The organism is Nocardia sp. NPDC051052 (genome assembly GCF_044456045.1).
In the GTDB taxonomy this organism is placed as follows: Bacteria; Actinomycetota; Actinomycetes; order Mycobacteriales; family Mycobacteriaceae; genus Nocardia.
On the sequence record NZ_JBITFL010000003.1, the window covers coordinates 191,890 to 215,973 of the forward strand.

The 24,084-nt window shown below is 68.0% G+C and carries 23 protein-coding genes and 1 pseudogene; 14 read left to right on the forward strand and 10 right to left on the reverse strand.

Annotated elements, in window-relative coordinates:
* Positions 1 to 77 precede the first annotated feature (77 nt).
* From ACIBCN_RS11145 to ACIBCN_RS11155, 3 genes are all read left to right on the forward strand, one after another.
* On the forward strand, positions 78 to 1,514 hold the full coding sequence (locus ACIBCN_RS11145; protein WP_396991368.1) for an ABC1 kinase family protein: 1,437 nt from the start codon (positions 78 to 80) through the stop codon (positions 1,512 to 1,514).
* 19 nt (positions 1,515 to 1,533) lie between these two features.
* A complete protein-coding gene (locus ACIBCN_RS11150) occupies positions 1,534 to 2,784 on the forward strand; it encodes a saccharopine dehydrogenase family protein (RefSeq protein WP_396991369.1) in 1,251 nt (416 codons plus the stop codon).
* A gap of 80 nt (positions 2,785 to 2,864) precedes the next feature.
* Positions 2,865 to 3,497, forward strand: a complete 633-nt coding sequence (locus ACIBCN_RS11155; RefSeq protein WP_396991370.1) for a class I SAM-dependent methyltransferase — start codon at positions 2,865 to 2,867, stop codon at positions 3,495 to 3,497.
* Positions 3,498 to 3,664: 167 nt separating this feature from the next.
* Here ACIBCN_RS11155 and ACIBCN_RS11160 read toward each other — a convergent pair whose 3' ends face one another.
* The 4 genes from ACIBCN_RS11160 to ACIBCN_RS11175 all read right to left on the reverse strand — a co-directional run bounded on the left by ACIBCN_RS11160 (position 3,665) and on the right by ACIBCN_RS11175 (position 6,902).
* Positions 3,665 to 4,228 carry a hypothetical protein gene (locus ACIBCN_RS11160; protein ID WP_396991371.1) on the reverse strand — a complete coding sequence of 188 codons (564 nt, stop codon included), beginning with the start codon at positions 4,226 to 4,228 and terminating at the stop codon, positions 3,665 to 3,667.
* Between the two features lie 307 nt (positions 4,229 to 4,535).
* On the reverse strand, positions 4,536 to 5,780 hold the full coding sequence (locus ACIBCN_RS11165; RefSeq protein WP_396991372.1) for a serine hydrolase: 1,245 nt from the start codon (positions 5,778 to 5,780) through the stop codon (positions 4,536 to 4,538).
* A gap of 98 nt (positions 5,781 to 5,878) precedes the next feature.
* Positions 5,879 to 6,082, reverse strand: a complete 204-nt coding sequence (locus ACIBCN_RS11170) for a hypothetical protein (RefSeq protein ID WP_396991373.1) — start codon at positions 6,080 to 6,082, stop codon at positions 5,879 to 5,881.
* Between the two features lie 85 nt (positions 6,083 to 6,167).
* Positions 6,168 to 6,902: a GntR family transcriptional regulator gene (locus tag ACIBCN_RS11175; protein ID WP_396991374.1), complete on the reverse strand. Its 735-nt coding sequence runs from the start codon at positions 6,900 to 6,902 to the stop codon at positions 6,168 to 6,170.
* Positions 6,903 to 7,069: 167 nt separating this feature from the next.
* On the opposite strand from ACIBCN_RS11175, the gene ACIBCN_RS11180 reads away from it, so the two are divergent.
* The 4 genes from ACIBCN_RS11180 to ACIBCN_RS11195 are packed head-to-tail and all read left to right on the forward strand — an operon-like array spanning position 7,070 to position 9,735.
* Positions 7,070 to 7,462, forward strand: a complete 393-nt coding sequence (locus tag ACIBCN_RS11180; protein WP_396991375.1) for a hypothetical protein — start codon at positions 7,070 to 7,072, stop codon at positions 7,460 to 7,462.
* Between the two features lie 30 nt (positions 7,463 to 7,492).
* On the forward strand, positions 7,493 to 8,131 hold the full coding sequence (locus tag ACIBCN_RS11185; RefSeq protein WP_396991376.1) for a hypothetical protein: 639 nt from the start codon (positions 7,493 to 7,495) through the stop codon (positions 8,129 to 8,131).
* 5 nt (positions 8,132 to 8,136) lie between these two features.
* The gene (locus ACIBCN_RS11190) at positions 8,137 to 8,856 is read left to right on the forward strand and encodes an ESX secretion-associated protein EspG (protein ID WP_396991377.1); all 720 of its coding nucleotides are present in this window, start codon (positions 8,137 to 8,139) and stop codon (positions 8,854 to 8,856) included.
* 30 nt (positions 8,857 to 8,886) lie between these two features.
* Positions 8,887 to 9,735: a polyphosphate kinase 2 family protein gene (locus ACIBCN_RS11195; RefSeq protein WP_396991378.1), complete on the forward strand. Its 849-nt coding sequence runs from the start codon at positions 8,887 to 8,889 to the stop codon at positions 9,733 to 9,735.
* Positions 9,736 to 9,740: 5 nt separating this feature from the next.
* On the opposite strand, the gene ACIBCN_RS11200 is transcribed toward ACIBCN_RS11195, so the two are convergent.
* Positions 9,741 to 10,601: an LLM class flavin-dependent oxidoreductase gene (locus ACIBCN_RS11200; protein WP_396991379.1), complete on the reverse strand. Its 861-nt coding sequence runs from the start codon at positions 10,599 to 10,601 to the stop codon at positions 9,741 to 9,743.
* Positions 10,602 to 10,693: 92 nt separating this feature from the next.
* On the opposite strand from ACIBCN_RS11200, the gene ACIBCN_RS11205 reads away from it, so the two are divergent.
* Positions 10,694 to 11,605: a DsbA family protein gene (locus tag ACIBCN_RS11205; RefSeq protein WP_396991380.1), complete on the forward strand. Its 912-nt coding sequence runs from the start codon at positions 10,694 to 10,696 to the stop codon at positions 11,603 to 11,605.
* Positions 11,605 to 12,171 carry a vitamin K epoxide reductase family protein gene (locus ACIBCN_RS11210; protein WP_396991868.1) on the forward strand — a complete coding sequence of 189 codons (567 nt, stop codon included), beginning with the start codon at positions 11,605 to 11,607 and terminating at the stop codon, positions 12,169 to 12,171. Before ACIBCN_RS11205 ends, ACIBCN_RS11210 begins: the two co-directional genes overlap by 1 nt.
* Before the next feature lie 16 nt (positions 12,172 to 12,187).
* Here the strand turns inward: ACIBCN_RS11210 and ACIBCN_RS11215 are convergent, their stop codons facing one another.
* Complete coding sequence (locus tag ACIBCN_RS11215) at positions 12,188 to 13,276, reverse strand: S1C family serine protease (protein WP_396991381.1); 1,089 nt, start codon at positions 13,274 to 13,276, stop codon at positions 12,188 to 12,190.
* A 175-nt stretch (positions 13,277 to 13,451) separates the two neighbouring features.
* Between ACIBCN_RS11215 and ACIBCN_RS11220 the strand changes: the two genes are divergently transcribed.
* Together ACIBCN_RS11220 and ACIBCN_RS11225 are read left to right on the forward strand one after the other, a co-directional pair.
* Positions 13,452 to 14,504: an NAD(P)-dependent alcohol dehydrogenase gene (locus ACIBCN_RS11220; RefSeq protein ID WP_396991382.1), complete on the forward strand. Its 1,053-nt coding sequence runs from the start codon at positions 13,452 to 13,454 to the stop codon at positions 14,502 to 14,504.
* 194 nt (positions 14,505 to 14,698) lie between these two features.
* Positions 14,699 to 15,925, forward strand: coding sequence for an AI-2E family transporter (locus ACIBCN_RS11225; RefSeq protein ID WP_396991383.1), 1,227 nt, complete (start codon positions 14,699 to 14,701; stop codon positions 15,923 to 15,925).
* On the opposite strand, the gene ACIBCN_RS11230 is transcribed toward ACIBCN_RS11225, so the two are convergent.
* The gene (locus ACIBCN_RS11230) at positions 15,894 to 17,219 is read right to left on the reverse strand and encodes a hypothetical protein (RefSeq protein WP_396991384.1); all 1,326 of its coding nucleotides are present in this window, start codon (positions 17,217 to 17,219) and stop codon (positions 15,894 to 15,896) included. The two genes, ACIBCN_RS11225 and ACIBCN_RS11230, sit on opposite strands and share 32 nt — an antisense overlap.
* A 95-nt stretch (positions 17,220 to 17,314) precedes the next feature.
* Here ACIBCN_RS11230 and ACIBCN_RS11235 point away from each other — a divergent pair, with 95 nt between their 5' ends.
* Positions 17,315 to 17,872 (forward strand): TetR/AcrR family transcriptional regulator, encoded by a 558-nt coding sequence (locus ACIBCN_RS11235; RefSeq protein ID WP_396991385.1) that lies wholly within the window; start codon positions 17,315 to 17,317, stop codon positions 17,870 to 17,872.
* A 79-nt stretch (positions 17,873 to 17,951) separates the two neighbouring features.
* Complete coding sequence (locus ACIBCN_RS11240) at positions 17,952 to 18,683, forward strand: ZIP family metal transporter (RefSeq protein ID WP_396991386.1); 732 nt, start codon at positions 17,952 to 17,954, stop codon at positions 18,681 to 18,683.
* A gap of 4 nt (positions 18,684 to 18,687) precedes the next feature.
* On the opposite strand, the gene ACIBCN_RS11245 is transcribed toward ACIBCN_RS11240, so the two are convergent.
* Positions 18,688 to 19,113, reverse strand: a complete 426-nt coding sequence (locus tag ACIBCN_RS11245) for a VOC family protein (protein WP_396991387.1) — start codon at positions 19,111 to 19,113, stop codon at positions 18,688 to 18,690.
* Between the two features lie 164 nt (positions 19,114 to 19,277).
* Between ACIBCN_RS11245 and ACIBCN_RS11250 the strand changes: the two are divergent.
* Positions 19,278 to 19,703, forward strand: a pseudogene (locus tag ACIBCN_RS11250) (serine hydrolase); the annotation flags it as partial.
* A gap of 60 nt (positions 19,704 to 19,763) precedes the next feature.
* Here the strand turns inward: ACIBCN_RS11250 and ACIBCN_RS11255 are convergent.
* Both ACIBCN_RS11255 and metE read right to left on the reverse strand, forming a co-directional pair.
* On the reverse strand, positions 19,764 to 21,380 hold the full coding sequence (locus ACIBCN_RS11255) for a DEAD/DEAH box helicase (RefSeq protein ID WP_396991388.1): 1,617 nt from the start codon (positions 21,378 to 21,380) through the stop codon (positions 19,764 to 19,766).
* Between the two features lie 354 nt (positions 21,381 to 21,734).
* Positions 21,735 to 24,038, reverse strand: a complete 2,304-nt coding sequence (metE, locus tag ACIBCN_RS11260; protein WP_396991389.1) for a 5-methyltetrahydropteroyltriglutamate--homocysteine S-methyltransferase — start codon at positions 24,036 to 24,038, stop codon at positions 21,735 to 21,737.
* Between the last annotated feature and the right edge of the window lie 46 nt (positions 24,039 to 24,084).

A 24,084-nucleotide genomic window follows, 5' to 3' on the forward strand; every position in this document is an offset into this window, starting at 1 on the left:
GGCTACTCTGAACCCGAGCGGTGCGCCCGGTGGGCCGCGTTACCGCCCCGCGCACTGGCACCAATGGAGGTACCTCGATGGCGAAGCAAGTACCGACCTCCCGGCTTGCTCGTGGCACCAAGCTCGGTGCCGTCGCAGCCGGCTCGGTTATCCGCACGCAACGCGCGCGGCTATCGATGCGGGGTAGGTCCGAGGCCGTCCGCGCGAAAATGGCCGAGGAGTCCATGATTCGCACCACCGAGCAGGTGGTCATGGTGCTCGGCACCATGAAGGGCGTGGCCATGAAGCTCGGGCAGATGATGTCCGTGCTGGACATGGACCTGGTGCCGGAGGCCCATCGCGAACGGTTCCAGAAGCGACTCGCCGTGTTGCGCAACGCCGCACCGTCGGTGTCGTTCGAGTCGATGCGCCAGGTGATCGAGGACGATTTCGGCCAGCCGATCAGCGCGATCTTCGCCGAGTTCGAGGCCGAGCCGATCGCGGCCGCCTCCATCGGGCAGGTCTACCGCGGCACGCTGCACGACGGCAGGCAGGTCGCGGTCAAGGTGCAGTACCCGGGCATCGACGCCGCGGTCCGCGCGGACCTGAAGAACCTGGCCATGTTCCGCCGGGTGCTGCAATCGGCGATGCCGTGGGTGACCCCCGCCGTACTCGACGAGCTGCGGCTCAATATGGAAAGCGAACTCGACTACCAGGCCGAGGCCAACACCCAGCTACAGATCGCCGAGCTCTACGCCGGGCATCCGTTCATCGTGGTGCCGCGCTCGATGCCGGAGCTCAGCACCACCCGGGTGCTGGTCAGCGAATACGTGGCAGGCAAGGGATTCGAGGAAATCCGGCAGCTGCCCGACGCCGAGCGCGACCGGATCGGCGAGATCATCTACCGCTTCTACGTCGGTTCGCTGTTCACCTTCAATGAATTCTGCGGCGACCCGCATCCGGGAAACGTGTTGCTCGCCGACGACTGCAGGGTCGCCTTCCTCGACTTCGGGCTGTTCAACCGGATGGACCCGGACCACGTGCAGTTCGAGCTGACCTGCCTGCGCGCGGCCGCCGAGGACCGGGCCGAGGACCTGCGGGAGTTGATGATCCAGCGCGGCGTGATCGACTCGCCGGAGGAGATCGGCGCCGAGGAATGCCTGGAATACGTGCTCGCCGCGTCCGAATGGTGTCTGATCGACGAGGATCTGACGATCACCCCCGAGCTGGCCAGCGGCGCGTTCCTGCTCGCGGTGGACCCCAGAGCCAGCGAGTTCGCCGGGATGAAGCAGCAGAATCTGCCGCCGGAGCATCTGTTCTCCCGCCGCGCCGACTTCCTCACCTTCGGCATGCTCGGTCAGCTCGGCTGCACCGCTAACTGGCATCAGATCTCCCGCGAATGGCTCTACGACGAGCCGCCCGTCACCGAGCTCGGTAAGACACACCACGCGTGGCTGGCCGAGCACCCGCCTGTCGCGCCGAAGAAGCCGCGCACCAGGGTCAAGAAAGCCCCCAAACCAAGCCCCGATGCGTAACCGCAGAAACGGAACGACCATGGCAGACAATCGCGAGTTCGACCTCATTCTTTTCGGCGCAACGGGTTTCGTTGGCAAGCTGACCGCGCAGTACCTGCTCACCGCCGCCCCCGAGGCGGCGCGCATCGCGCTGGCCGGGCGCTCGCTGGACAAGCTCACCAAGGTCCGCACCGAGCTCGGTCCGGCCGCCGCCGACTGGGGGCTGGTGGTCGCCGATTCCACCGACGAGGCCGCGCTCGCCGCGTTGGCCGCGCGGACCAAGGTCGTGGTCACCACGGTCGGCCCGTACCTGCGCTACGGGCTGCCGCTGGTCGCCGCCTGTGCGAAGGCGGGCACCCACTACGCCGACCTCACCGGTGAGCCGCTGTTCATCCGGGACGCGATCGACCAGTACCACGAGCAGGCCGTCGCGACCGGCGCGAAGATCGTGAATTCCGCCGGGTACGACTCGATTCCGTCGGACCTGAGCGTGTACCAGCTGTACAAGCGCTCGCTCGAGGACAACACCGGCGAGCTGGAGGAGACCACGCTGGTCGCATCGCTCAAGGGCGGCGTCAGCGGCGGCACCATCGACTCGGGCCGGGCGATGATGGAGGCGATCGCCGCCGACCCGAAGAAGGGATCGGTGCTCTCGCACCCGTATTCGCTGAGCCCGGACAAGACGATGGACCCCGACGTCGGCCGTCAATCGGACCAGGCGCTGTCGCGGGCCAACACCATCGACCCGAGCCTCGACGGCTGGGTGAGCACGTTCGTCATGGCACAGCACAACACCAAGATCGTGCGCCGGACCAACGGCCTGCTCGGCTGGGTGTACGGCAAGAACTTCCGCTACCGCGAGGTGATGAGCGCGGGCAAGTCGCCCGCCGCGCCGCTGGTCGCCGCGGGTATCGCAGGCGGCATCGTCGCGGGCATGGCGACGGGTGCGGTGCTGTCCCGGGTGTCGATCGGCCGCAAGCTGCTCGACCGGGTGCTGCCCAAGCCGGGCACCGGTCCGAGCGAAAAAGCCCGCGACAGTGGCTGGTTCGCGATGAAGACGTTCACTCGTACCTCGTCGGGCGCCAAGTACGTGGCGACCTTCTCCGGCCAGGGCGACCCCGGCTACAAGGCGACCGCGGTGCTGCTCGGCGAGAGCGGTCTGTCGCTGGCCTTCGACACCGACAAGCAGCCCGAGCTGGCGGGCATCCTCACCCCCGGGGCGGCGATGGGCGACGCGCTCACCGAGCGGCTGCGGGCGGCGGGGATGACCATCGAGGTCGCGCGGGCCTGAAAGACGATGCGGCGGGCGGATTTCGGTGCGAGTTCACCGAGATCCGCCCCGCCCGCGACTGTGCACGACGAGGAGCACCGATGAACCTGGCGCGACGCACCATGAACCATCCCGCGCTGGCCGCGGTGTACGAGCGGGCTTGGCGGCCCGCACTATTCTACCTGGCCAGCGGGCGCACGACGGAGTCCGATCGCCGCGACGCCGTCAGCACGCTGCGCCTCGACGGCGCCAAGAAGGTGCTCGACATCGCCTGCGGGCCCGGCAATTTCACCCACCACCTGAGCACCGCGCTGACCGGTGACGGCTTCGCCATCGGCCTCGACTACTCGGAACCGATGCTGGCCCGCGCCGTCGCCGACAACACGGGCCCGCGCGTCGGCTATCTGCGCGGCGACGCCCGCGTACTCCCGTTCGCGGACGGCACCTTCGACGCGGTGTGCTGCTTCGGCGCGCTCTACCTGATCCCCGACCCGATCGGCGCCACCCGCGAAATGCTCCGAGTGCTCGCACCGGGCGGCCGCATCGCGATCACCACCAGCTATCGCGCGGACAATCCGTTCGGCGACGCCAGCCGCGTCGTCGGCGGCTGGAGTGGCCTGCGCGTCTTCGACACCAGAACCTTCCCCGACCTCTTCGCCGCGGCGGGCTTGGTCGACATCGAACAGGACGTACACCGGCTTTTGCAGTACGTCAGCGCCACCCGCCCCGAGTAGTACCGCCTCGATCCGCACTCTTACTCGGGGTCCGCACTCGGAATAGGGCCTGCGGATCCCGAGTTAGGGTGCGGATTCTGGTGCTTGTGTGAGGAGTGGTGGCTGCCCGCTGGTTGAGGCGTGTGAGCGGGTTGCGCAAAAAGTTGCGGGCATCTGAGGGGGGCGGTTCAGCTGCCTGCGCTGCCGGTGGCGGGGCGGGCTCGGCGTAGGTCGCAGGCGGCGTGGTCGGCGTCGGGGCGGTCAGCACCGGTTCGGGCGCAGCCTTTTTCGGTGTAGCCGTCGGCGTTGTAGCCCTGCCGGTCGTAACCCCACCTGTCGTAGCCGGAGTGGTCGTAGCCGGAGCGGTCGTAGCCCCACCTGTCGTAGCCCCATCGGTCGAAACCGAATCGGTCATAACCGAAGGTGTCGAAGCCGTCGGGGCCGTAGCCGTCATCGGGATCTTGTGGCTTCGGGAAGGAGGGGGTCGTGACGGGTGGTTCGGTGGTGACCGGTGGCGTGGTGACCGGTGGTTCGGTGGTTACCGGCGGGGTGGTGACCGGGGGTGCCGTGGTGATCGGCGGGGCCGTGGTGATCGGCGCGGCCGTGGTCGCCGGCGGGGCGGTGGTTACCGGCGCGGCGGTGGTGGGCGCGGTGGGACTCTGATCGGGGGTGGCGAATGCCGGTATAACGAGTGTTGCGGGAGCAAGCACCAACGTCCCGGCCACGGCGGCCAGCATGACCGACTGCCGCATCGTGCGCGGCCTTCTCCTCCACTGCGACATAGTCAAACCTCCATCGACGAACGAGCGCGCGCACCGCACTCCAGTCTCTATCGGCCGAATGTCCAATTTCGATACGCAAAAGTCACCATTCCGGCCGCCCTACTTCCATGGGCTTGCCGGACCAAGCGGACGCGACTAGGGCGTGTTTCGGCGAGACGAAGTGGGCCGGTCAGCCGCTGGGGCGCACGAGTTGTGCTGACGCGCAGGGAATTGCCAGCGGTTTTGGGTGCGGCAGGTCACCCAGTGCGCGGCAGGCGACGGGAGGACTCGCGGTGATTCACAGCCAGGTCGGCTCGGCGGTGGGCGCGATGGTGCCGGAGATCTGCGCAACCAGTTGCCAGGGTCGCTGCGTGTCGGTGGTCGCCTTGCCACTGGTCAGGATGGCGCCGGACAGGCCGCGGGCCGGGTCGGCCCAGCCGTACTGGGTGGTCAGTCCGCTGCGGCCGAAGTGTGTCTGGGTGTTGCCTCCGAACTTCGATCGGCGCCCGCCCAGTTCGAAACCGGCGCGGCTCACCCGTCCGGCGAGGCCTGGGATCCGGTTGGCCGGTTGTATCGCATCGCGCAACGTGCTCGCCCGCATGATCCGAACGCCGTCCAGTTCCCCTCCGCGCGCGAGGATTTCGTAGAAGCGCGACAATTCGAATGCGGTGGTGACCAGATTGCCCGACGGGAGTTCGGCGGTGAGGAAGCTCCGGGTCGCGGCATCGGAGACCGCTCCGCTCATCCCGCCGCCGAGCGCCTTGCGCGCCAGAAACTTCGATATGCTTGACGGCCCGGGCCCGGTCTTCACCCCGGCGACGACCTGGTCGACGTCCTCGGCCCGCACCCCGAAGTTGTTCCAGCGGAACCCCAATGGCTCGAGCACCTGCTCGGCGAGGTGCTCGCGCATCCGTTTCCCGGTCGCCCGCTGCACTAGCAGCCGTTGGATCAGCCCACTCGTCATCGCGTGATAAATCCGGAATCGTCCCGGCGGCCAACTAGGGACCAGGTCGGCCAATCCTCGCACGGCCAATTCCTCGTCGACCACCAACTCGAACCCTTTGTAGGGCGGCGTGACAAACGGCACGCCCGCCGAATGCGACAGCACCTGGCCGATGGTGATCCGCGCCTTACCATTGGCCGCGAACTCCGGAATGTACTGGCACACCGGATCATCGAGCCGGAACGCACCCTGCTCGATCAGCATGAACATCAGTGCCGCCGCAACCCCTTTCGCCGTGGAGAAGCCACAGAACGGCGTCTCCGGCGTCGCGAGCACCTTCACCGCATCCGCCGCGTCCCTCGGCGCATTTCCCCATCCGTGCCCGATAGCCCGGTTCAGCACGATCTTCCCGTCGCGCCGCACGCACACCTGAATCGCGGGCGTCGTCCCCATCCGATACCAGTCCCGCACCGACTCCCACAGTGCCTCGACGGCTCGCGCCGACAGCCCGGCCGCCGCCGGATCGTCCTCGCCGCCCACCGTCGTCACCGAGTCCACGTCCTCGACAACCGTCACCAATGTGCTCGGGAGTGTGCTCATTTGCCCAGAATATCGACCTCGATCTGAGATCAGGATGAGAGAAATGCCCGCTCGCCGCGGACTCGGTCCCGGCGAGAAGGCACTCGGCACGCACCCGATCAGTCCGGCTCGTCCTGGCCGGGCGGGGCGGCGGCGAGGTCGACCATGCGACGAAACATCTCCGGCGCCAGCGCGAATTCGAATTCGTTTCCGCCGCTTTCGAAGACGAAAGTCAAGTAGTCGTCGCGCTGGAGGGGTGCACGCCGAACCGAGCAGTGCTCGTCGACGATCACCCAGCCACCGATGGTCAACTGATCGAACATCGCACCTCCCACCCTTGCGCTATGCCAGTGTCGATAGGCGGACTATGCCATTCGTCGCGCGTGGGTGTCAATGCCGAAAAAGTGGCTATGACCTGCTGGAATACTCCTGTTGGAACTTCCACTCGTCCGGCGGGTGCACGATCTCGTCGAGCTGGAGCACCGTGCCGTCGGCGGTGTGCAGCGTGAGCTGATAGACCAGCACCGCGGCCGGCCTGGCGAGCCCGAACTGGCGCCGCTCGTCGGCGGTGGCGAGCCGGGCGCCGACCCGATCGCGCAGATAGGCCACCCGGCGGTCGGTCACCGATTCGAGGTAGCGCAGCGTGCCGTCGGAGAGCCGCTCGGCGCGCAGCAGCCGGGGCGCGACCTCGGCGAGGTCGCCCGCGAACCAGGAGGTCGCCAGCTCGGCGACGCGAGATCCGTTGCCGATCAACCGCTTCCGCATCAGCGCCGCACTCCCCCTCGGCAGGCCGAGCAGCTCGGCGACCTGGTCGGGCGCGGTGACGACCGCGGCTTCGAGCATGGTGATCGACGCGCTCTCGGCGTAGGCCGAACCGTAATTCGGCACCCGCTCGCCCATGGCCGGACCATCGGACCGGTCGACCACATAGGTTCCGGAGCCACGCCGCGACTCCACAATCCCCTGCTGCCGCAACGTATTCAGCGCCTTGGCGGCAGTCGGCCTTGCCACCTTCCACTGCGCGGCGAGCTCACGTTCGGACGGCACCTCGTCACCGGGCGCGAGCTCACCGCGCTCGATCCGATCGCGGATGTACCCCGATATCCGCAGATATTTCGGCAGCACTTCGTCGATTTCAGGCACCGGTCGCCTCTCTGCGCACACCGCCTCAGGCCACTGGTGAGTGTAACAATCGTGCCCCACATCACAGCGGGAGCGCACGGCCAACCAGGTCCCGGCGGGCGTTACCGCCCGGTAGAGTGCCCACCCAGTACGGCGCTACGGACTGGACCAGCAGAAGGGGTTCCCAGATGGCGGTACCGGACACCGGGCAGGGGACGGCGAGGCAACTGTACGCGGCGGCCACCGGCGCAGGCCGAGGTCAACTCTTCGAGCTGGCGCCCGACGTCGCCGAAAACCTCGCTGCCGCTTGCGACAAGCTGGTCGAGGACCTACACCACGCCATGGCCACCGGACATCTCGTCACCGACGTGACGGGATTCCCGAATCTGCCGAGCGGACAAGGCCTTACTCGCGGCTTCGACGACAAGGGCGGGCAATACCTGGACACCCTCGCGGCCTTCCAGGAAACCGCGCTGCTCTTCAAGGCCGCCTATCTGGCGGCAGGCAAGAGATTCGCCGACGCCGAAGCCGCGAACAAGGCCGCCATCGAGCTGGTCGCCGAGCACCTAGAGGCCCGATGACCAAGCACCGAGCGGGCTGAGGGGGCCGCCATGGCAGATCCCGCGGCCCGCGCGGCCGCCGAGACCATCCGCCGCGAACTGGCCGGATTAACCACCGGCGCAACCGATCCCGCCTACGCGCCGGATCGGGAACGCTTCGGTTCGTATAGCCACCAGGAGATCTGGGACCTCGTCCACGAGGCACTGAACCCGGCCGCGCTCGGCCAAGCGTCGGCGGCCTGGCAAGCCAACGCGGACACCCTCGCCGAAGCGTTCCAAGCCTTTTCCGACGTCGCCAACCGGGAATTCGCGCACTGGTCGGGCCGCGCCGCCGACGCCGCATTGCGGGCCACCAGGGAGTTCGTCCTCGCCGGTACCGCGGCACACGAGGTATGCCGCACCGTCGCGCGCTTGATGGAGTTGAATTGCGATGCCGCGCAAACGATCCGGGGCGCCATCCCGCCGCCGTTACCGTACCGGCCGCTGGACGACCCGGCGGCCGAGGCGGTCTACGGCGGCAAACGGCGGATGGCACACGACAGTGCCGCGGCCGATATCGAGGCCGATGTCCGGGACACCATGACCTACGTCTACGCCCCGACCATGCCCGCCACCGGCAACCATGTGCCGCGCTTCACCCCACCCCCCGACGGACCCCGGCCTTCGGGCGACGGGGGCGCCGCACAGTGAAATGGGTGCTCACCCCGGACGAGTTCTCACACGTCTGGGAAAACGAAACCAGCCTCGACCGCAGGCCGTACCCGGTCAACATGGTGCCCGCCGCCACCGTGCGCACCGAATCCGAGTACGCCGCACTGCGTTTGCCGCAGCGCTTCGCCCGCCAGGCCGACCCGGATCTGGCCGCCGCCCTCATGCTGTGCGGCCGTTCCGACGCCACCACCCTCACCGTTTCCGGCGACCGAAGCTCGCCCCCGCGCAACGGCAGCGGCGCGGACACCGAGCGCATCCTGGCCTTCGCCGCGGTGGTGCACAATCACGCGGGCATCCTGGTCGCCACACCCGACAAGGTGACGGTGCTGATGTGCCATGCCCGTCAGGTCGGCGAGCGCCTGGTGCAGATCATCGGCCCGGCCCAGCCGGGCAAGCTCGGCACCATGCGCGAACCGCAGGACGCGGTGCTCGGCCCGGATCGCGACGAGCAGTTCCGCACCAACGGCCATCGCGCCGCCGCCCGCTTCCGCCAGACCCTGCGCAAGCCGGTCGACGGGCGCGGTTTCCTGACGGTCACCGTGGAGCCGGACAATCCGATGTCCCCACCCACCCGGCACCGCACCTGGCTCGATTTCACCGGCGACGGGCGCTACCTGCTGACCACGTCGCAGGACCTCATCCTCACCCCGGTCTCCGACGACGACTTCGCGGCCCAGCTGATCAGTCTCGCGCACATCCGCTGAGCCGGGTCTCCGCTGTGGTAGTTGTGGGAGATGGCGAAGAAGCAGTGGTCCGTTCCGGCCACCGAGGCACTCGAAGCCGATGGATTGCGGATCGCTGACCTGGACACCAACGGCACGCCCGGCTTCAAGGGCGACAAGGCGGCAGGCCAGGCATTGCTTGCCGAACGCACCGAGGTGCTCTCGGCGCTGCAGGAACGGCTCTATGCCAATGGGCGGTCCGGTGATTCACGCAGCGTGCTGCTGGTGCTGCAGGGCATGGACACCGCGGGCAAAGGCGGCATCGTCCGGCACGTCATCGGCTCGGTCGACCCGCAGGGCGTCGACCATTACGCGTTCGGCGTGCCCACCGACGAGGAGAAGCGCCACAACTTCCTGTGGCGCATCCGCAAGGCGCTGCCGCGCGGCGGGCAACTGGGCGTGTTCGACCGCTCGCACTATGAGGACGTATTGGTGGTGCGGGTGCACGACCTCGTCCCGAAAAAGGAGTGGGAACCGCGCTACGACGAGATCAACACCTTCGAGCGCAAACTCGTCGACAAGGGCACCACGGTGGTGAAGGTCGCCATGTTCGTCTCGCTCGACGAACAGAAGAAGCGGCTGATGGAGCGGCTGGAACGTCCGGACAAATACTGGAAGTTCAATCCGTCCGACATCGACGAGCGTGCCTACTGGCCCGCCTATCAAGAGGCCTATCAAGCCATGCTGGACCGCACCGACACCGATTACGCCCCGTGGCATGTGATCCCGGCCGACCGCAAGTGGTTCTCCCGCCTCGCGGTCACCGAACTGCTCATCGACGCGTTGGAACGACTCGACCTCGAATGGCCCCCGGCGAAATTCGACGTCGAGGAGCAGAAGCGCCGCCTCGCCGACGCCTGACGCCGTTACACCAGCGGGCGAACGTCCTCGGCGACGAAGCGGATGAAGGCTTCAGGGTCCGGCTCGTCCGCAGCGGGCTGGATGATGACGGTATCCGCGCCTGCTTCGACCAGTCGCTGGACGGCGGCGGCCACCGCGTGCGCGTCACCGGCGATGCCCGCACCCGGCGCGTGGTTGGGCGTCCGTTCGGCGGCAAGCCTGGCCTCGGCGCCGGGGCCCGTAACCGCGAGCAGACTCGCGACGAGCACGTGCTCGTCGGTGCGCCCAGCCGCGGCGCGTCCCTCATCGATCAGCGCTCGCGCGGCACGCACTCCGTCGGCGTCGGTGATCGAATCCAGCAGCGTCCCATCGGCATGCGACCCACACAGGCGAATCGACCGCGGACCCCGCGCACCGGCATAGATCCGCGGCGGCGCGAGCGGCGGCCAATCGAGCGCCACCTCGTCGAGCCGCACGTAGCGACCGGAGGTGGTGACCCGTTTGCCTGCGAGCAACGCGCGCAACGCGTCCAGGTATTCGCCGAGCAACGTGACTGGGGAATCGACCCGCGCGCCCACCTGCCCCATCCAGTCCTGCACGCCGTGGCCGACACCGAGCAGCAGTCGCTCAGGGAACAACCGGTCGAGAGTGGCGGCTTCCATCGCCGTCAGCGCTACATTCCGCAGCGGCACCGGCAACAGTCCGATGCCAACCCGCAGCCGCTCGGTCCAGGCCAGAACCGCTGCGGCACTGGCTATTCCACTCTCCAGGAAGCAGTCTTCCCAGAGCCACAGCTGCTCGAGCCCGGCCGCCTCCGCGGTACGGGCCGCCGCGCGCAGCCGCTCGGGCGGATTCTGTGGACGAAATACGGCGCCGAGGACAGTCACCCAACCATTCCTACCCGGTAGGTACGACATCCGGGCGATACCCACGGCCACGTCGGCGCCCGATATTTCGGAATCTCTCAGGTTCACCCACGATGATGTGGCCGGGGCCCGATCAGAGCGCTTGCGAGCAGCGCAGGCGCGAGGCCGCCAACGCGGGGATCAGTTTCCAGCTCTACGATCGTGGCGGCAGGTACCGGCAGGCGAGCGAAAGGCGTGGTGAACGCACGGTGAGCAAGAACCCGGGTGGGAAGAAGAACCCGCTGCTGGCGGCGGATCGCAGCGAGCGCAACCGCAAGATCTTCATTCAGGTGGCGGTGGCCGCGGTATTGATCGCGCTCATCGCGGCGATCGGCATCGGTGTCGCGGTGAAGAAGGCCCGCAAGGACGACCCCGGCGCCAGCCCGGCGATTCCGGCGGCCGTGAACCAGAACGCCGCGGGCATTACCGGCACGATCACCGACAACGGCTCGATCCGCATCGGCAAGCCCGACGCGAAGGTGACCGTCCGGGTCGTCGCCGACCTGCAGTGCCCCGCGTGCAAGGGGTTCGAGGCGGCCAACTCCCAGGTGCTCGACGAGAACGTGAAGAACGGCACCGTCGCGGTCGAATACAACGTGATCGCGTTCCTCGACAAGGCGTCGACCACCCGCTACTCGACCCGCGCGGCGAACGCCTCGTACTGCGTCGCCGAGGCGGACCCGACCAAGTACATGGCCTGGCTGACCTCGATGTTCGCCCAGCAGCCCGCCGAGGGCGGCGCTGGCCTGACCAACGACAAGCTGGTCCAGATCGCCAAGGACGCGGGCTACCCGGATTCGGTGGCGAGCTGCGTCACGGATGTGAAGTACGACAAGTACATCCAGGCCCGCACCGATGACGTGCTCAAGAACGGCATCAAGTCGACACCGTCGGTCTTCGTCAACGGCAAGCAGATCCAGTCGAGCCAGGAGCTCATGGGCCCCGGCGGCCTCGCACCGGTGATCGCCGCCGCCACGGCGCAGTGATCCAGGCCGCCCCGCCCCGGGCCGCCTGGATACTTCTCCTCGGCGGGCTGGCCGGCTGGCTGGCCGCGGTGGTGCTGACCATCGAACGGTTCAAGCTGTTCACCGATCCGGGCTACACCCCCTCGTGCAGCATCAATCCGATCCTGTCCTGCGGGTCGGTGATGGTGACCAAGCAAGCCGCGGTCTTCGGGTTCCCGAACCCGATCATCGGCATCGTCGGCTTCTCCGTGCTGGTCACCCTCGCGGTGCTGTCGGTGGCCGGGGTGGGGTTGCCGCGCTGGATTTGGGGCGGGCTGTGGCTCGGGCTGCTGCTCGGTGTCGGGTTCATCGGCTGGCTGATCTTCCAGAGCCTGTACCGGATCAACGCGCTGTGCCCGTACTGCATGGTGGTGTGGGCGATCATCACCCCGCTGCTCGCGGTGGTCACCGATCAGCTCTGGGGCGGGTCACGCGGCCCGCTGCGGATCCTCGCGGAGTGGCGGTGGACCCTCGTCGCGCTGTTCTACGCGGTGGTGCTGCTGCTGATCTTCCTGCGCTTCCAGGATTACTGGCTGTCGCTGGTCTAGTTCGGCGCGCCGAGCGCTAGTTCGGCGTGCCGAGCGCGAGCACGACGGTGACCGTGCGCCGGGCACCCGCGGGATCGAGGATTTCGAGTCGAATCGTGTCGTCGGGCTTGTGCACGTTGATCGCCGCGTGCAGCGCGCGGGCCGAGCCGATCGGGTGCCCGTCCACCGAGGTGATCACCTCGCCGTTGGTCAGCCCGGCCGCGTAGGCCGGTAGCCCGTAGACCGCCATATCGATCCGTGCCCCACTGGTTTTCGCGTCGGTGGTCAGCACGCCGAGGGTCGCGGTCGGACCGATGTGCACGGTCTCGGTGGGTGTCCCGGAGCGGATCTGCTCGACCACTCGCATGGCGGTATCGATCGGCACCGCGTAACCGTTCGGCGGCCTGCTCACCGCGCGCGCCGCATCGCCCGACGCCGCGGCGATCACCCCGATCACCGCGCCCTCGCGATCGGCGAGCGCCCCACCGGACTGCCCGGAGGTGACCGCCGCGGCGACCTCGAGCATCCCGCGGAGCGGCTTGCGGGACAGGTCGGCGGAATTGAGCGCGACGATGGTGCTGTCCAGATCGGTGAGCGTGCCCTGGATCGCGGTCGGGGTGCCGCCGACCCCGCCCGCGTTGCCGATCGCCAGCACCTCGTCACGCACCCGCGCGCCGGCCGAGCTGCCGATCCGCGCGGTCGGCAGACCGGCCGCACCCGACAGCGCGAGCAGCGCGATATCGGCATCGGAGTCGTATCCCAGCACGATGGCGTCGTAATCACGCCCGTTGCCGACATCGGTGACGGTCACCGTGTCCGCGCCCTTGACCACGTGATGGCTGGTCAGCACCTGGCCGTCCGCGGTGAGCACGATGCCGGACCCGGCGGCGCCGAGCCCGAACGGCTTGGCCGAGGCGCTGATATCCACCAGCGCCGGGTCGACGGCGGCGGCGACGGCCGCCGGATCGAGCGGCGGCGGGGCCTGCTCGACGATCGGCGCGGCGACCTCGCTCGCCCCGCTCGGCCAGCCGGGCAACTCACCCCGATAACCGAGAAATCCGGCCACGGCAAGCAGCGCGGCGACGATCAACGCCGGCGCGCGGCCCCCAACCCGTTGCTCATTCATCGTTCTCCGCCTCGGTGCCTGCGAATTCCATTGTGGCCGGAGATCTTCACCGTAGATCAGAAAACGGTCCGGATCGCGCTGATCACCGCCGAAATACCCGCATATCGAAAATTCAGGCATGTCCGTTATGCGTCGTGTTTGGCAACTGACCGCATGCGGCGGTAGGCATGTATGCATGACAACTGCTGCCGCGTACGCCCTATCCGCTTCCGATGGCGCATTCGAGAAGGTGACGATCGAGCGCAGGGACCTCGGTCCGCGCGACGTATTGATCGACGTCAAATACGCGGGCATCTGCCATTCCGACATTCACACCGCCCGCGACGAGTGGGGTGGCACCAAATACCCCGTGGTGCCCGGCCACGAGATCGCGGGTCTGGTCGCCGCGGTCGGATCCGAAGTGAGCAAATATCAGGTCGGCGACCGCGTCGGCGTGGGCTGCATGGTGAATTCCTGCGGTAAATGCGGGCCGTGTCTGGCCAATGAGGAGCAGTACTGCACCCGCGGCGCCACCATGACCTACAACACCGCGGTGGATCCGGCGGTCCAATCCAACGGTTACACGATGGGCGGCTACTCCACCCAGATCGTGGTGACCGAGAACTTCGTCCTCGGCATCCCCGAGGGGATCGGGCTCGACCAGGCGGCGCCGCTGCTGTGCGCGGGCGTCACCCTGTTCTCCCCGCTGCGGCACTGGAACGCCGGGCCCGGCAAGAAGGTCGCCATCATCGGCATGGGCGGACTCGGGCACGTCGGGGTGAAGATCGCGGCGGCGCTCGGCGCCGAGGTCACCGTGCTCAGCCACTCGCTGAGCAAGCAGGAGGACGGCAAGCTGTTCGGCGCGAGCCACTACTACGCGACCAGCGACCGGCAGACCTTCCGCGAGCTGCGGGGCAAGTTCGACCTCATCCTCAACACCGTCTCGGCCGACCTGCCGATCGACGACTACCTGAAGATGCTGAATCTCGACGGCACCCTGGTGATCCTCGGGCTTCCGGAAAACCCGATGAGCATCAAGCCGTTCACCATCGCGGGCTTCCGCCGCTCGCTGGCCGGTTCGATGATCGGCGGCATCGCGCAGACCCAGGAGATGCTGAACTTCTGCGCCCAGCACGGCATCGGCGCGGAGATCGAGGTGATCTCGGCCGACGAGATCGACGGCGCCTACGACCGCGTGGTGGCCAGCGACGTCCGCTACCGCTTCGTCATCGACGTCTCCACCATGTAAGAGAAAGCTCCCCCGCCTCTCCGGGTATTCAGGCCAGACTTAGGTGCCACGGCAGTAGCGTTGGCGACCGGCGGTGGGAGGGTTGGATCGGGTTAGCCCGTGCCCGACGAGTTACCCATGTGCGATAGAAATCAGTTGTCGCGTAGGTCCTCGGGATGTGGGGCATATCCGGGGGTGCCGGGTACGTTGACGTGGTGCCTGCGGATGAAGATGACAACGCGACACGGACCACCGATGCGTCGGCGGCACCCTCCGGCGAGGCCGTGGTTACCGCGGAGATGACGGCCGGTCCGCCGCCGTGGCTGTTGCGGGCGTTCCTGCTTGCCGCTGCCACGGTGGCCGGGTTGTTCGCGGGCTTCTGGGCGCTGACCCGGCTGCAGGGTTTGCTGACCATTTTGCTGGTTTCGCTGTTCCTGGCGTTCGCCATCGAGCCCGCGGTGAACGCGCTCGCGCGGCGCGGGATGAAGCGCGGACTCGCCACGGGGGTGGTCTTTCTCGTCTTGGCCACCGTCGTCGTCGGCTTCTTCTGGGCGCTCGGCTCCTTGCTGATCGATCAGGTCACCACCCTGGTCAACAACGCGCCGCAGTACGCCGACCAGGGCATCGACTGGATCAACCGCACCTTCAAGACGAACCTGTCCGGCACCGATATCGAGAAATACACCAGCGGCTGGAGCAAGTACCTCGAAGGCGCGGCCGGAAACGCCTGGGACATCGGCACCCGCACGGTCGGCGTGGTCTTCCAGTCGCTCGGCGTGCTGCTGTTCACCTACTACTTCGCCGCCGACGGCCCGCGTTTCCGCAACGCCGTGTGTTCGCTGCTGCCGCCGCGCAAGCAACGACATGTGTTGCGCGCCTGGGATATCGCGGTGGAGAAGACCGGCGGCTACATCTACTCGCGCGGCTTGCTCGCGCTCGCGTCGACCATCGCGCACTATGTCGCGTTGCGCGTGCTCGATGTGCCGTCGGCCTTCGCGCTCGCGCTGTGGGTCGGTGTCGTCTCGCAGTTCATCCCGACGGTCGGCACCTACCTGGCCGGCGCGCTGCCGGTCATCGTCGCGCTGGTGCACAGCCCCTCCGACGCGCTGTGGATCCTCGGTTTCATCGTGGTGTACCAGCAGTTCGAAAACTATGTGCTGCAACCGAGAATCACCGCGACCACGCTGGACATGCATCCGGCCGTCGCCTTCGGCGCGGTACTGGCCGGCGCGGCCCTACTCGGCGCGACCGGTGCCCTGCTCGCCATTCCGGTCACCGCGACCGTGCAGGCCTTCGCCGGGGCCTACATCCGGCGCTACGAGGTGCAGACCGATGTCGACCACGACGCGCCGCTGCCGCCGGCACCGCCGAAGCCCCATCGAAAGTGGGCCCGCCAGTTGACCATTCGGTTCACCGGCGCAGATCGGCCGACGGGCGAGTAGTCGCGCACCGGCGCAGCTGCTCGATCAGCGCCAGCGCGACCCTGCCAAGCTGCGCACGGCTGTGCTGCGCGGTGTCGTGCTCGACCTGGATGGTGAGCCGATCACCGACGGTGAAGACGGTGAGCTTCGGCGGCATGCCCGGGCCCATCGCGTAGACGTCGTCGCGCACGTGCCGGACACCCGCCGGTGTCGAATGTGCGGGCAGGCGGCCGATATTGGATATGGCCAGCGTGGGTGGAGCCGCGAACACGGCAGCTGTCGCCGGATCCGTGACGCGCTGTGCGGCCAGCAGGAATCGGCCCGCGTCCTGCCGTGCCGCGGCGGCCTGCATGCCTGCGGCCACGAGCAGACCCAGGCCGATCGGGCTCTGGTCCGGTTCGACCTCCACCGACGTGCCGACACCCGACGCGAAATTCACCATCGTGTGCGCGGGCACCGGCGGCGTCAGCTCGCCGCGGACGTCCACCGCGTGCCCGCAGATCATCGGCAGCGCACCGGTGGCCGGTTCGAGTTCCGTCCGGAACGCGGCCAACGCGGCGCCGGCGAGCAAGCTGTTGACCGAGATGCCTTGCATACGAGCGGAATCGACCAGCTCACCGGTTTCGGTAGCGTCCAACTCGATGCGCCGCACCGCGAAGCGGCCGAGCGGGTCGCCGCCGATGCCGTCTCCGTCGTCGGGCAGCCGACGCAGGACCGCCGCGGGGTCGATCATCGTCACGCCCGCGCGGGCAAGCTCCAGGAACTCGGCCACCTCGGCATCGGAAAACACCTCGGCTAGGCGAGTATCCATAGCCTCGGGCAACGACTGGTCCGAATCACCAACCGGCAGTGGCCTTCCCGTGATGTCTGCGGTGTAACGCCGCCACAGCTCCGCGAGCAGCGCGAAAGCCGATCGGCCATCGGCGATTCCGTGATGGATGATCAACACGAGCTGCTGGCGCTCGCCCGCGCGGAGCAACTCGGCGCGGAACAACCCGTCGGTCCAGTCGCGCGGACCGTTCACCAGCCGCAGATAGTCGGCTTCGTCGCCGTCCGCGATGTCCAGGCGTGGGCGATAGTCGTCGTCGCGGCGGAAGTACATCGTGCCGTCGGCCTCGGTCACCACCTTGCTGTGCAGCAGCGGATGGATGGCGGCCAGTTCGCCGAGGACTCGGCGCAGGACCTCGGGATCGAGCGCACCGTGCACGGTCGAGCCGATGTACAGCGGCATGCCACCGGTCGGCACGCTGCCGAGCTTGGTATCGGTACCGAAGAACGTGGACTCGAAGGGGGAAATAGGTCGATTTGCGGTCATGCCTCGACCATACGCACGTTTCAAACACCTGTCACAAACATGTGTTTGAAACAGTCGTCACAAACACACGTATGCCTTGCTGCTATCGTGCGGAGGTGGGAACCCGAGACGACCTCCTCGCCGCGGCCAAGCAGTGCCTGGCCGAACGCGGCTACGCGCGCACCACCGTGCGCGACATCGTCGCCGCCTCCGGGACCAATCTGGCCGCGATCAATTACCACTTCGGCACCCGCGACAAGCTGCTCAGCCAGGCCATGATGGAGTCGAGCGCGACCGCGGTGCAGGCCATCCTCGACTCCCTGCCCGCCGACGACACCGCGGACCCGGCCGCCCGCCTGCGCGCCTTCCTCCGGCAGTTGATCGCCTCGTTCACCGAGGAACGACTGCTCTGGTCCGCCAATATCGAGAGTTTCGTGCAGGCGCTGCACTCCCCCGAGCTGCGCACCGAACTCGGTACCGCGCAAGGCCAAGCGCGCGAAGCACTTTCGCACGTCTTCGACAGCGCGACACCCGATCCCGCGGTCGGCGCGGTGTTGCAGACCATGATCGGCGGGCTGCTCATCCAATGGCTGGTCGATCCCGCCAACGCACCCTCCGCCGAGACCATCGCCGCGGGTCTGCGCGCGCTGGCCGAGGGGCTCGCCGCGGCCTGACCGGCACCAGGCGACCGCGCGGCGAACTTGTCGGCCCGTGCTAACGTTCCCGCCCGTGCCGATCACCCATGCTGGAACGATGGCGATTCTGCTGGCGCTGGTGTCGATGTGCGCCACGCTGGTCGGCGGCTTCGTCGCGGTCCGCATCGGCGACCGCAAACATCTGGTGCTCGGCCTGGCCGCCGGGGTGATGCTCGGCGTGGTCTTCTTCGATCTGCTGCCCGAGGCGCTGGAACAGTCCAGTCAACACGTGCTCGGGGTGCCCGCCGCGTTGATCACCGCGGTGGTCGGGTTTCTCACCATCCACGTCATCGAGCGCGCGGTCGCCATCCACACCGGGCACGAGCAGGAATTCGGCACGCACACACACGGTTTCGAGTCCGTCGGCCTACTTGCCGCGGCGGGCTTGATCTTTCACAGCCTGCTGGACGGCATCGGCATCGGCCTCGGCTACCAGGCAGGCGCCACCGTCGGCGCCGCGGTGGCCATCGCGGTCATCTCGCACGACTTCGCCGACGGCTTCAACACTTTCACCATCTCCACCCTCTACGGCAACGCGCGCAAGCGGGCGCTGACGCTGCTCGCGCTCGACGCCATCGCCCCCGTCGTCGGCGCGATACTCGGCACCCTGATCCACGTCCCCCAGAGCGTGGTCGGGCTCTACCTCGGCTACTTCGCGGGCTTCCTGCTCTACCTGGCAACCGCAGACATCCTGCCCGAGGCGCACGCCGTGCACCCGTCCCGGCTCACCCTGGCCTGCACCGTGGCGGGTGCGGCGCTCATGCTCGGCGTCGCCGCCCTGAACCACTGAGCCGTCAGAACACCGGCCGCGGCATCAAGACCACCCGCCAGCCGTCCGGGTCGGGAAAGGTCAAGCCGCCGTTGGCAGTCCAGTACGGATTTTCCGCCTCGACCGGCTCGACACCGGCCTCGGTGAGTCGCCGCGCGACGTCGGACATCCGCGCCGCATCGGCGAAGTACAACACCAGCAGGTTCTCCGCACTCGGCGCAGCGCCGGGACTGCCGTCCACATGAGTCGTGAATTCGAGGTGATAGCCGGTCCCCGGCAGCCCGACCATCACCCCGCGGTAGCCAGCGTGGTCCTCGAATCGGAACAGCTCACGTAGCCCGAGAACCGCCACATAAAACCGCACCACCGCGTCGAGCTGGTCTGTCGGCCGAGCGATCCGAACCTGCGCTACCGGCAGTGCATCGGGCCATTGGTCGTTGTTTGCTCCCACAACTCGACAGTACGACCCAGCACGCCAAGCGGCTCATCGCGGCCGGCGTCAGCCTGAGGAGGCGCTGATCATGACCCCATTCGACGAATACCTGCACGCGGTCATCACCGAGGGCAGCGGCGAGGCACAGCGGGACGGTTCGGCGACCGTCGAGGCGCAACACCTACTGCTGGCGATCGCCGCACAGGAGGGCCGAGATCTACGACCTCACCGAGGGCGACCAAACCTGGTCGGGCGCTGCCGGGGACATGATCTCGACCACCGGAGACCTGCAGGTTTTCCTGCACGCGCTGCTGACCGGGCGGTTGCTGCCACCCGCCCAGCAGCGCGAGATGTGGACCACCGTCTCGACCGAGGGTGCGGAGTGGGTCGCGGATACCCGGTACGGCCTAGGCGTGTTCGAGCAACAACTACCAGGCGGCACAACGGTTTACGGCTTGGCCGGGGCCACCATGGGCTCGTGGACCTGGGCGATGGGCAGCCATGACGGCGGGCGCGTCGTGGTGACCCACACGAACGGCGACTGGAACGACCCACTGGAGGTCTTCCTCGCCGTACTGCGCACACAATTCGACTCAGCACTCCACTGATCGACGAAGGCCGCCTTCCCGTAAAGGGAAGACGGCCTTGGCCTTTCAGCTATGGAACTACTACCGGCCGACGCGAACGGCAGGCGCCTGCTCACGGGTCGCGACGGTGCGAGTGCGCGGCGCTCCGGTTCGGGCGGAACGGGTCGCGGCATCGAAGCCATGGGCCGCGGCACCGTTGCCGCCACGACCATTCCGGCTGCGCGGCTGACCACCGGCGGCGAACGGTGCGCCGTCACCGGCACCACGCCCACCGCGACCACGCGACTGACCACCGGCGGCACCGCGCGATGCGGCGTCATCGGTACCACGCGCGGCGCGGATACGCGGCTGGCCACCGGCAGCGGCGCCATCGCGCGGACCGCGCTCGCCACGGCCGCGTGCCTGGCCGGCAGGCGCGCCGTAGCGGCGATCGCCACCACCACGACGGTTCCGGTTGCCCTGGGTATCGGCGTTCGACGTCACGGGCACCGCGCTCGGCGCGACCCGCGGCGCGATGGTGCCGACCAGTGCCGTCACCGGCGCCGAATCAGCGGTCACCCGCTGGGAAGAAACGTTGATGTTCGCCTTGCGCAGCAGCGTCGCGACGTCGCGGCGCTGCTCCGGCAGCACCACGGTGACGACGTCACCGGAGCTGCCCGCGCGAGCGGTACGCCCGGAGCGATGCAGGTACGCCTTGTGCTCGGCCGGCGGATCGACGTGCACAACCAGCTCGACATCGTCGACGTGCACGCCGCGCGCCGCGATATCGGTCGCGACGAGCACCCGGGCCGAGCCGTTGGTGAAGGCGGCCAGGTTGCGGTCGCGGGCGACCTGCGAGAGATTGCCGTGCAGGTCCGTCGCGGGGATGCCGACGGTGGTCAGCTGCTTGGCGAGCTTGCGCGCCTGGTGCTTGGTGCGCATGAACAGGATCCGGCGCCCGGATCCGGCCGCGAGGGTCTCCACCAGGATCCGCTTGGCATCGGCGCCACCGACCTCGAAGACGTGGTGGGTCATCGCGGGCACCGGCGAGTCCACCGTGTCTACGGAGTGGTTGGCCGGGTTCCGCATGAACTGCTTGACCAGCTTGTTGACGCCGTTGTCCAGCGTCGCAGAGAACAGCAGCCGCTGCCCACCGCTCGGCGTGGCCGCGAGAATGCGGGTCACCGCGGGCAGGAAGCCGAGATCGGCCATGTGGTCGGCCTCGTCGAGCACGGTGATCTGCACGTCCTGCAGCGAGACGAGCCGCTGACGCATCAGGTCCTCGAGCCGGCCGGGGCAGGCGACGACGATATCGACACCGGCCGAGAACGCCTTGGCCTGCCGGTGCTGGGAAACGCCACCCATGATGGTGGTCACCTTCAGCCCGGCGGCGGTGGCCATCGGCTCGAGCGCGGCGGCGATCTGGGTCGCCAGCTCACGGGTCGGGGCGAGGATCAGGCCACGGGGACGACGGCCGGGCTTGCGGTCGCCGCCGGCCAGGCGGTCGACCATGGGGATGGAGAAGGCGAGCGTCTTGCCGCTACCCGTCTTGCCGCGGGCGAGCACGTCGCGCCCGGCCAGGGTGTCGGGCAGCGTGGCCGCCTGGATCGGGAAGGGAGCGGTGATGCCGCTCGCCGTGAGGGCGCCGACCAGCTTCGCGCCGACTCCGAGAGCGGCGAACGACGTGGTGGGGGCAGGGTTCGAAGCAGGGGTTGTCATATGTGGTGGGTGTGCCTTCCAGGCATCGGGGTGTACCCCAGCGCTGCGCGGGACAATTGTCCATGCGTTCGGTGTTTTGACACCCAGCTGAGGCGCCGACGCGAAAGGTAAGACATCCACGACGGATCGAGAGGGAGCGTGAAGATCAACGCTTGCCTTTGGTAACTCTACCGCAACCTCGAGTATTCCTCGCCTTCAGACCGCGAGGTCGGTAGTGGGTTACATCACGACACGTCGAACAAGGCATAACCGCCGATGTCGCACGGGCCACACCGGCACCGACCCGTCGATCCGAAAGCAGGCTCGAACGAAAACCGCCCCCTGCGAAAACAGGGGGCGGCCAACGTAGTTCGCCTACTCGCTCGCCAGCGCGCGCCGGCGCACCCGGCGCGCCGCGGCGACCAGATTGCGCAACGACGGCTCCAACTGCCAGTAGTGCCGCGTCTTCAGCCCACCGTCCGGATTCGCCCATAGTCGGTCCGGCGTGATGGCTTCCGCTGCGGCGGTGAGCAATTCGTCCAACTCGTCGATGTCCGGGATGCGCGCCGAGCGGCTCTCGTATACCCCGGGACCGACGCCGTGGGTGAGTCCGTGATCGGTGCCACTGTCCGCCTCGAGCGCCTTCACCACCCACTCGATCGAGCGGGTCGCCACGATCGCGGTGACATCACAGTCGAGCTCCTCGATCGCCTCGACCACCTCGGCCCGGCCGGAATACCCGATGTGCGTGTGGATCTGGGTTTCCGGCTTGACCCCTGAGGTGGCCAGCCGGAACGCGCCGACCGCCCAGCGCAGGTACTCCGCCCGGCCCTGCGGCCGCAGCGGCAGCATCTCGCGCAGCGCGGGCTCGTCGACCTGGATGATCGCGATGCCCGCCTTCTCCAGGTCCACCACCTCGTCGCGAATGGCGAGGGCCACCTGGTCGGCGGTCTCGTGCAGCGGCTGATCCTGCCGGACGAACGAGCGGGCGAGCATGGTGACCGGCCCGGTGACCATGCCCTTGACCGGCTTGTCGGTCAACGACTGGGCGTAGCTGATCCACTCCACCGACATCGGCGCGGGCCGCGACACGTCGCCGTAGAGGATCGGCGGTCGCACACACCGGGATCCGTACACCTGCACCCAGCCGAAGTGGGTGGTCACGAAGCCGTCCAGCAGCTCGGCGAAGTACTGGATCATGTCGTTGCGCTCATGCTCGCCGTGCACCAGCACGTCGAGGCCGATGTCCTCCTGCAGCCGGATCGTCGCCTCGATCTCGGCTTCGATCCGCTTCTTGTAGTCGTCGAAGGACAGCCGGCCCTGGCCGAGCTCGTAGCGGGCCTGCCGAATCTTGTTGGTCTGCGGGAACGAACCGAGCGTGGTGGCGGGCACCGGCGGCAGGTTCAGCTTGGCCTGCTGGGCCGTTCGGCGCACCGGGTAGGGCTCACGCGTCCGCATATCCGGCGTGACCGCGTAAACCCGTTGCCGCACAGCGTGCTTCTGCTTGAAGTGCACCTCGGTCGGCCGCTTGCGCCAGCTCTCCGACGGGCCGTCGGTGAGCGCCTTGGCGAGCGAAACCACCTCGCCCACCTTCTGTTTCGCGAAGGCGAGCCGGTCGGCCACATTGCCGAGGATGTCGTACTCGATGAGCAGGTCGTACGGCACGTGCAGCAGTGTGGTCCCGGTCGAGACGACCAGGTCCGGGCACACCTGCGCGAGCCGGTTCAGGTACTCGAGCGTGACGTGCCGGTCGGCCCGCCAGACGTTCTGACCGCTGATCACACCGGCGTACAGGCGCTTACGGCGAATGCCGGGGATCTCCGCGAGGTCCTCCGGGGCGATGCGGTAGCTGGACAGGTCGAGGCCGATGGCCTCCACATTGCTGGCCGCCAGGATCCGGAGTGCCTCGCCGAAATCGCCGTACTGCCCGGTGACGAGCATGCGCGGGCGCAGCGGCGCCTTCGAAAGTCGTTGGTAGGCAGCCTCGAACGCGGCGAGCTCGGCGGGCGTGCGCTCGCTGGTGAACGCGGGCTCGTCCAGCTGCACGCAGGTCGAGCCGCGCTTGGCCAGGATCTCGAACAGCTGCTCGTACGCCGGGAGCAGCTTGTCGAGCAGCTTCAGCGTGTCGAACTCGTCCCGACCGGGAACCTGGCCCGCCTTGGAGAGCAACAGCAGCGACAGCGGGCCGAGCACCACCGGCCGCAGCTCGATACCGCGTTCCTTGGCCCGGTCGAATTCGTCGAGCAGCGCCTCGGGGTGCAGCGAGAATTCGGTGTCGGCATCCAATTCCGGCTGCCGGTAGTGATAGTTGGTGCCGAAGAACCGCACCAGCTCGAGCGGCGGCACATCCGGATTGCCGCGCGCCATCAGGAAATAGAAGTCCAGCGGGTCCAGCTCGTCACGATATTGCGCGAACCGCTCGGGCACGGCACCGAACAGCAGGGCGTTGTCCAGCACGTGGTCGTAGAAGGAGAAGGTATTGCCGGGGACCTGGGTCAACCCGGTGGCGGCGAGTTCGTTGAACTGCCGTTCCTGAATGTCGCGGCCAACCGCGAGCAATTCGTCGCGCGGGATCGCACCGCGCCAATAGGCCTCGAGTGCCCGCTTGAGTTCTCGATGCGGCCCGATTCGCGGATAGCCGAGGATGCTCGATCCGTAGCCGTCGGTCACGTTCACCATGAGCGCGCTGCTCCCTTCGATGGCTGTGCGGCGCCCGCGAGGAACA

Excerpts from the sequence above, each read along its gene's own strand:
- metE (WP_396991389.1), bottom strand. The coding sequence starts at position 24,038 with ATGGTGAACGTGACCGACGGCTACGGATCGAGCATCCTCGGCTATCCG.
- ACIBCN_RS11170 (WP_396991373.1), bottom strand. The coding sequence starts at position 6,082 with ATGTTCGATCAGTTGACCATCGGTGGCTGGGTGATCGTCGACGAGCAC.
- ACIBCN_RS11180 (WP_396991375.1), top strand. The coding sequence starts at position 7,070 with ATGGCGGTACCGGACACCGGGCAGGGGACGGCGAGGCAACTGTACGCG.
- ACIBCN_RS11150 (WP_396991369.1), top strand. The coding sequence starts at position 1,534 with ATGGCAGACAATCGCGAGTTCGACCTCATTCTTTTCGGCGCAACGGGT.
- ACIBCN_RS11185 (WP_396991376.1), top strand. The coding sequence starts at position 7,493 with ATGGCAGATCCCGCGGCCCGCGCGGCCGCCGAGACCATCCGCCGCGAA.
- ACIBCN_RS11220 (WP_396991382.1), top strand. The coding sequence starts at position 13,452 with ATGACAACTGCTGCCGCGTACGCCCTATCCGCTTCCGATGGCGCATTC.
- ACIBCN_RS11240 (WP_396991386.1), top strand. The coding sequence starts at position 17,952 with ATGGCGATTCTGCTGGCGCTGGTGTCGATGTGCGCCACGCTGGTCGGC.
- ACIBCN_RS11215 (WP_396991381.1), bottom strand. The coding sequence starts at position 13,276 with ATGAATGAGCAACGGGTTGGGGGCCGCGCGCCGGCGTTGATCGTCGCC.
- ACIBCN_RS11230 (WP_396991384.1), bottom strand. The coding sequence starts at position 17,219 with ATGACCGCAAATCGACCTATTTCCCCCTTCGAGTCCACGTTCTTCGGT.
- ACIBCN_RS11195 (WP_396991378.1), top strand. The coding sequence starts at position 8,887 with ATGGCGAAGAAGCAGTGGTCCGTTCCGGCCACCGAGGCACTCGAAGCC.
- ACIBCN_RS11165 (WP_396991372.1), bottom strand. The coding sequence starts at position 5,780 with ATGAGCACACTCCCGAGCACATTGGTGACGGTTGTCGAGGACGTGGAC.
- ACIBCN_RS11155 (WP_396991370.1), top strand. The coding sequence starts at position 2,865 with ATGAACCTGGCGCGACGCACCATGAACCATCCCGCGCTGGCCGCGGTG.
- ACIBCN_RS11160 (WP_396991371.1), bottom strand. The coding sequence starts at position 4,228 with ATGCGGCAGTCGGTCATGCTGGCCGCCGTGGCCGGGACGTTGGTGCTT.
- ACIBCN_RS11255 (WP_396991388.1), bottom strand. The coding sequence starts at position 21,380 with ATGACAACCCCTGCTTCGAACCCTGCCCCCACCACGTCGTTCGCCGCT.
- ACIBCN_RS11205 (WP_396991380.1), top strand. The coding sequence starts at position 10,694 with ATGATGTGGCCGGGGCCCGATCAGAGCGCTTGCGAGCAGCGCAGGCGC.
- ACIBCN_RS11145 (WP_396991368.1), top strand. The coding sequence starts at position 78 with ATGGCGAAGCAAGTACCGACCTCCCGGCTTGCTCGTGGCACCAAGCTC.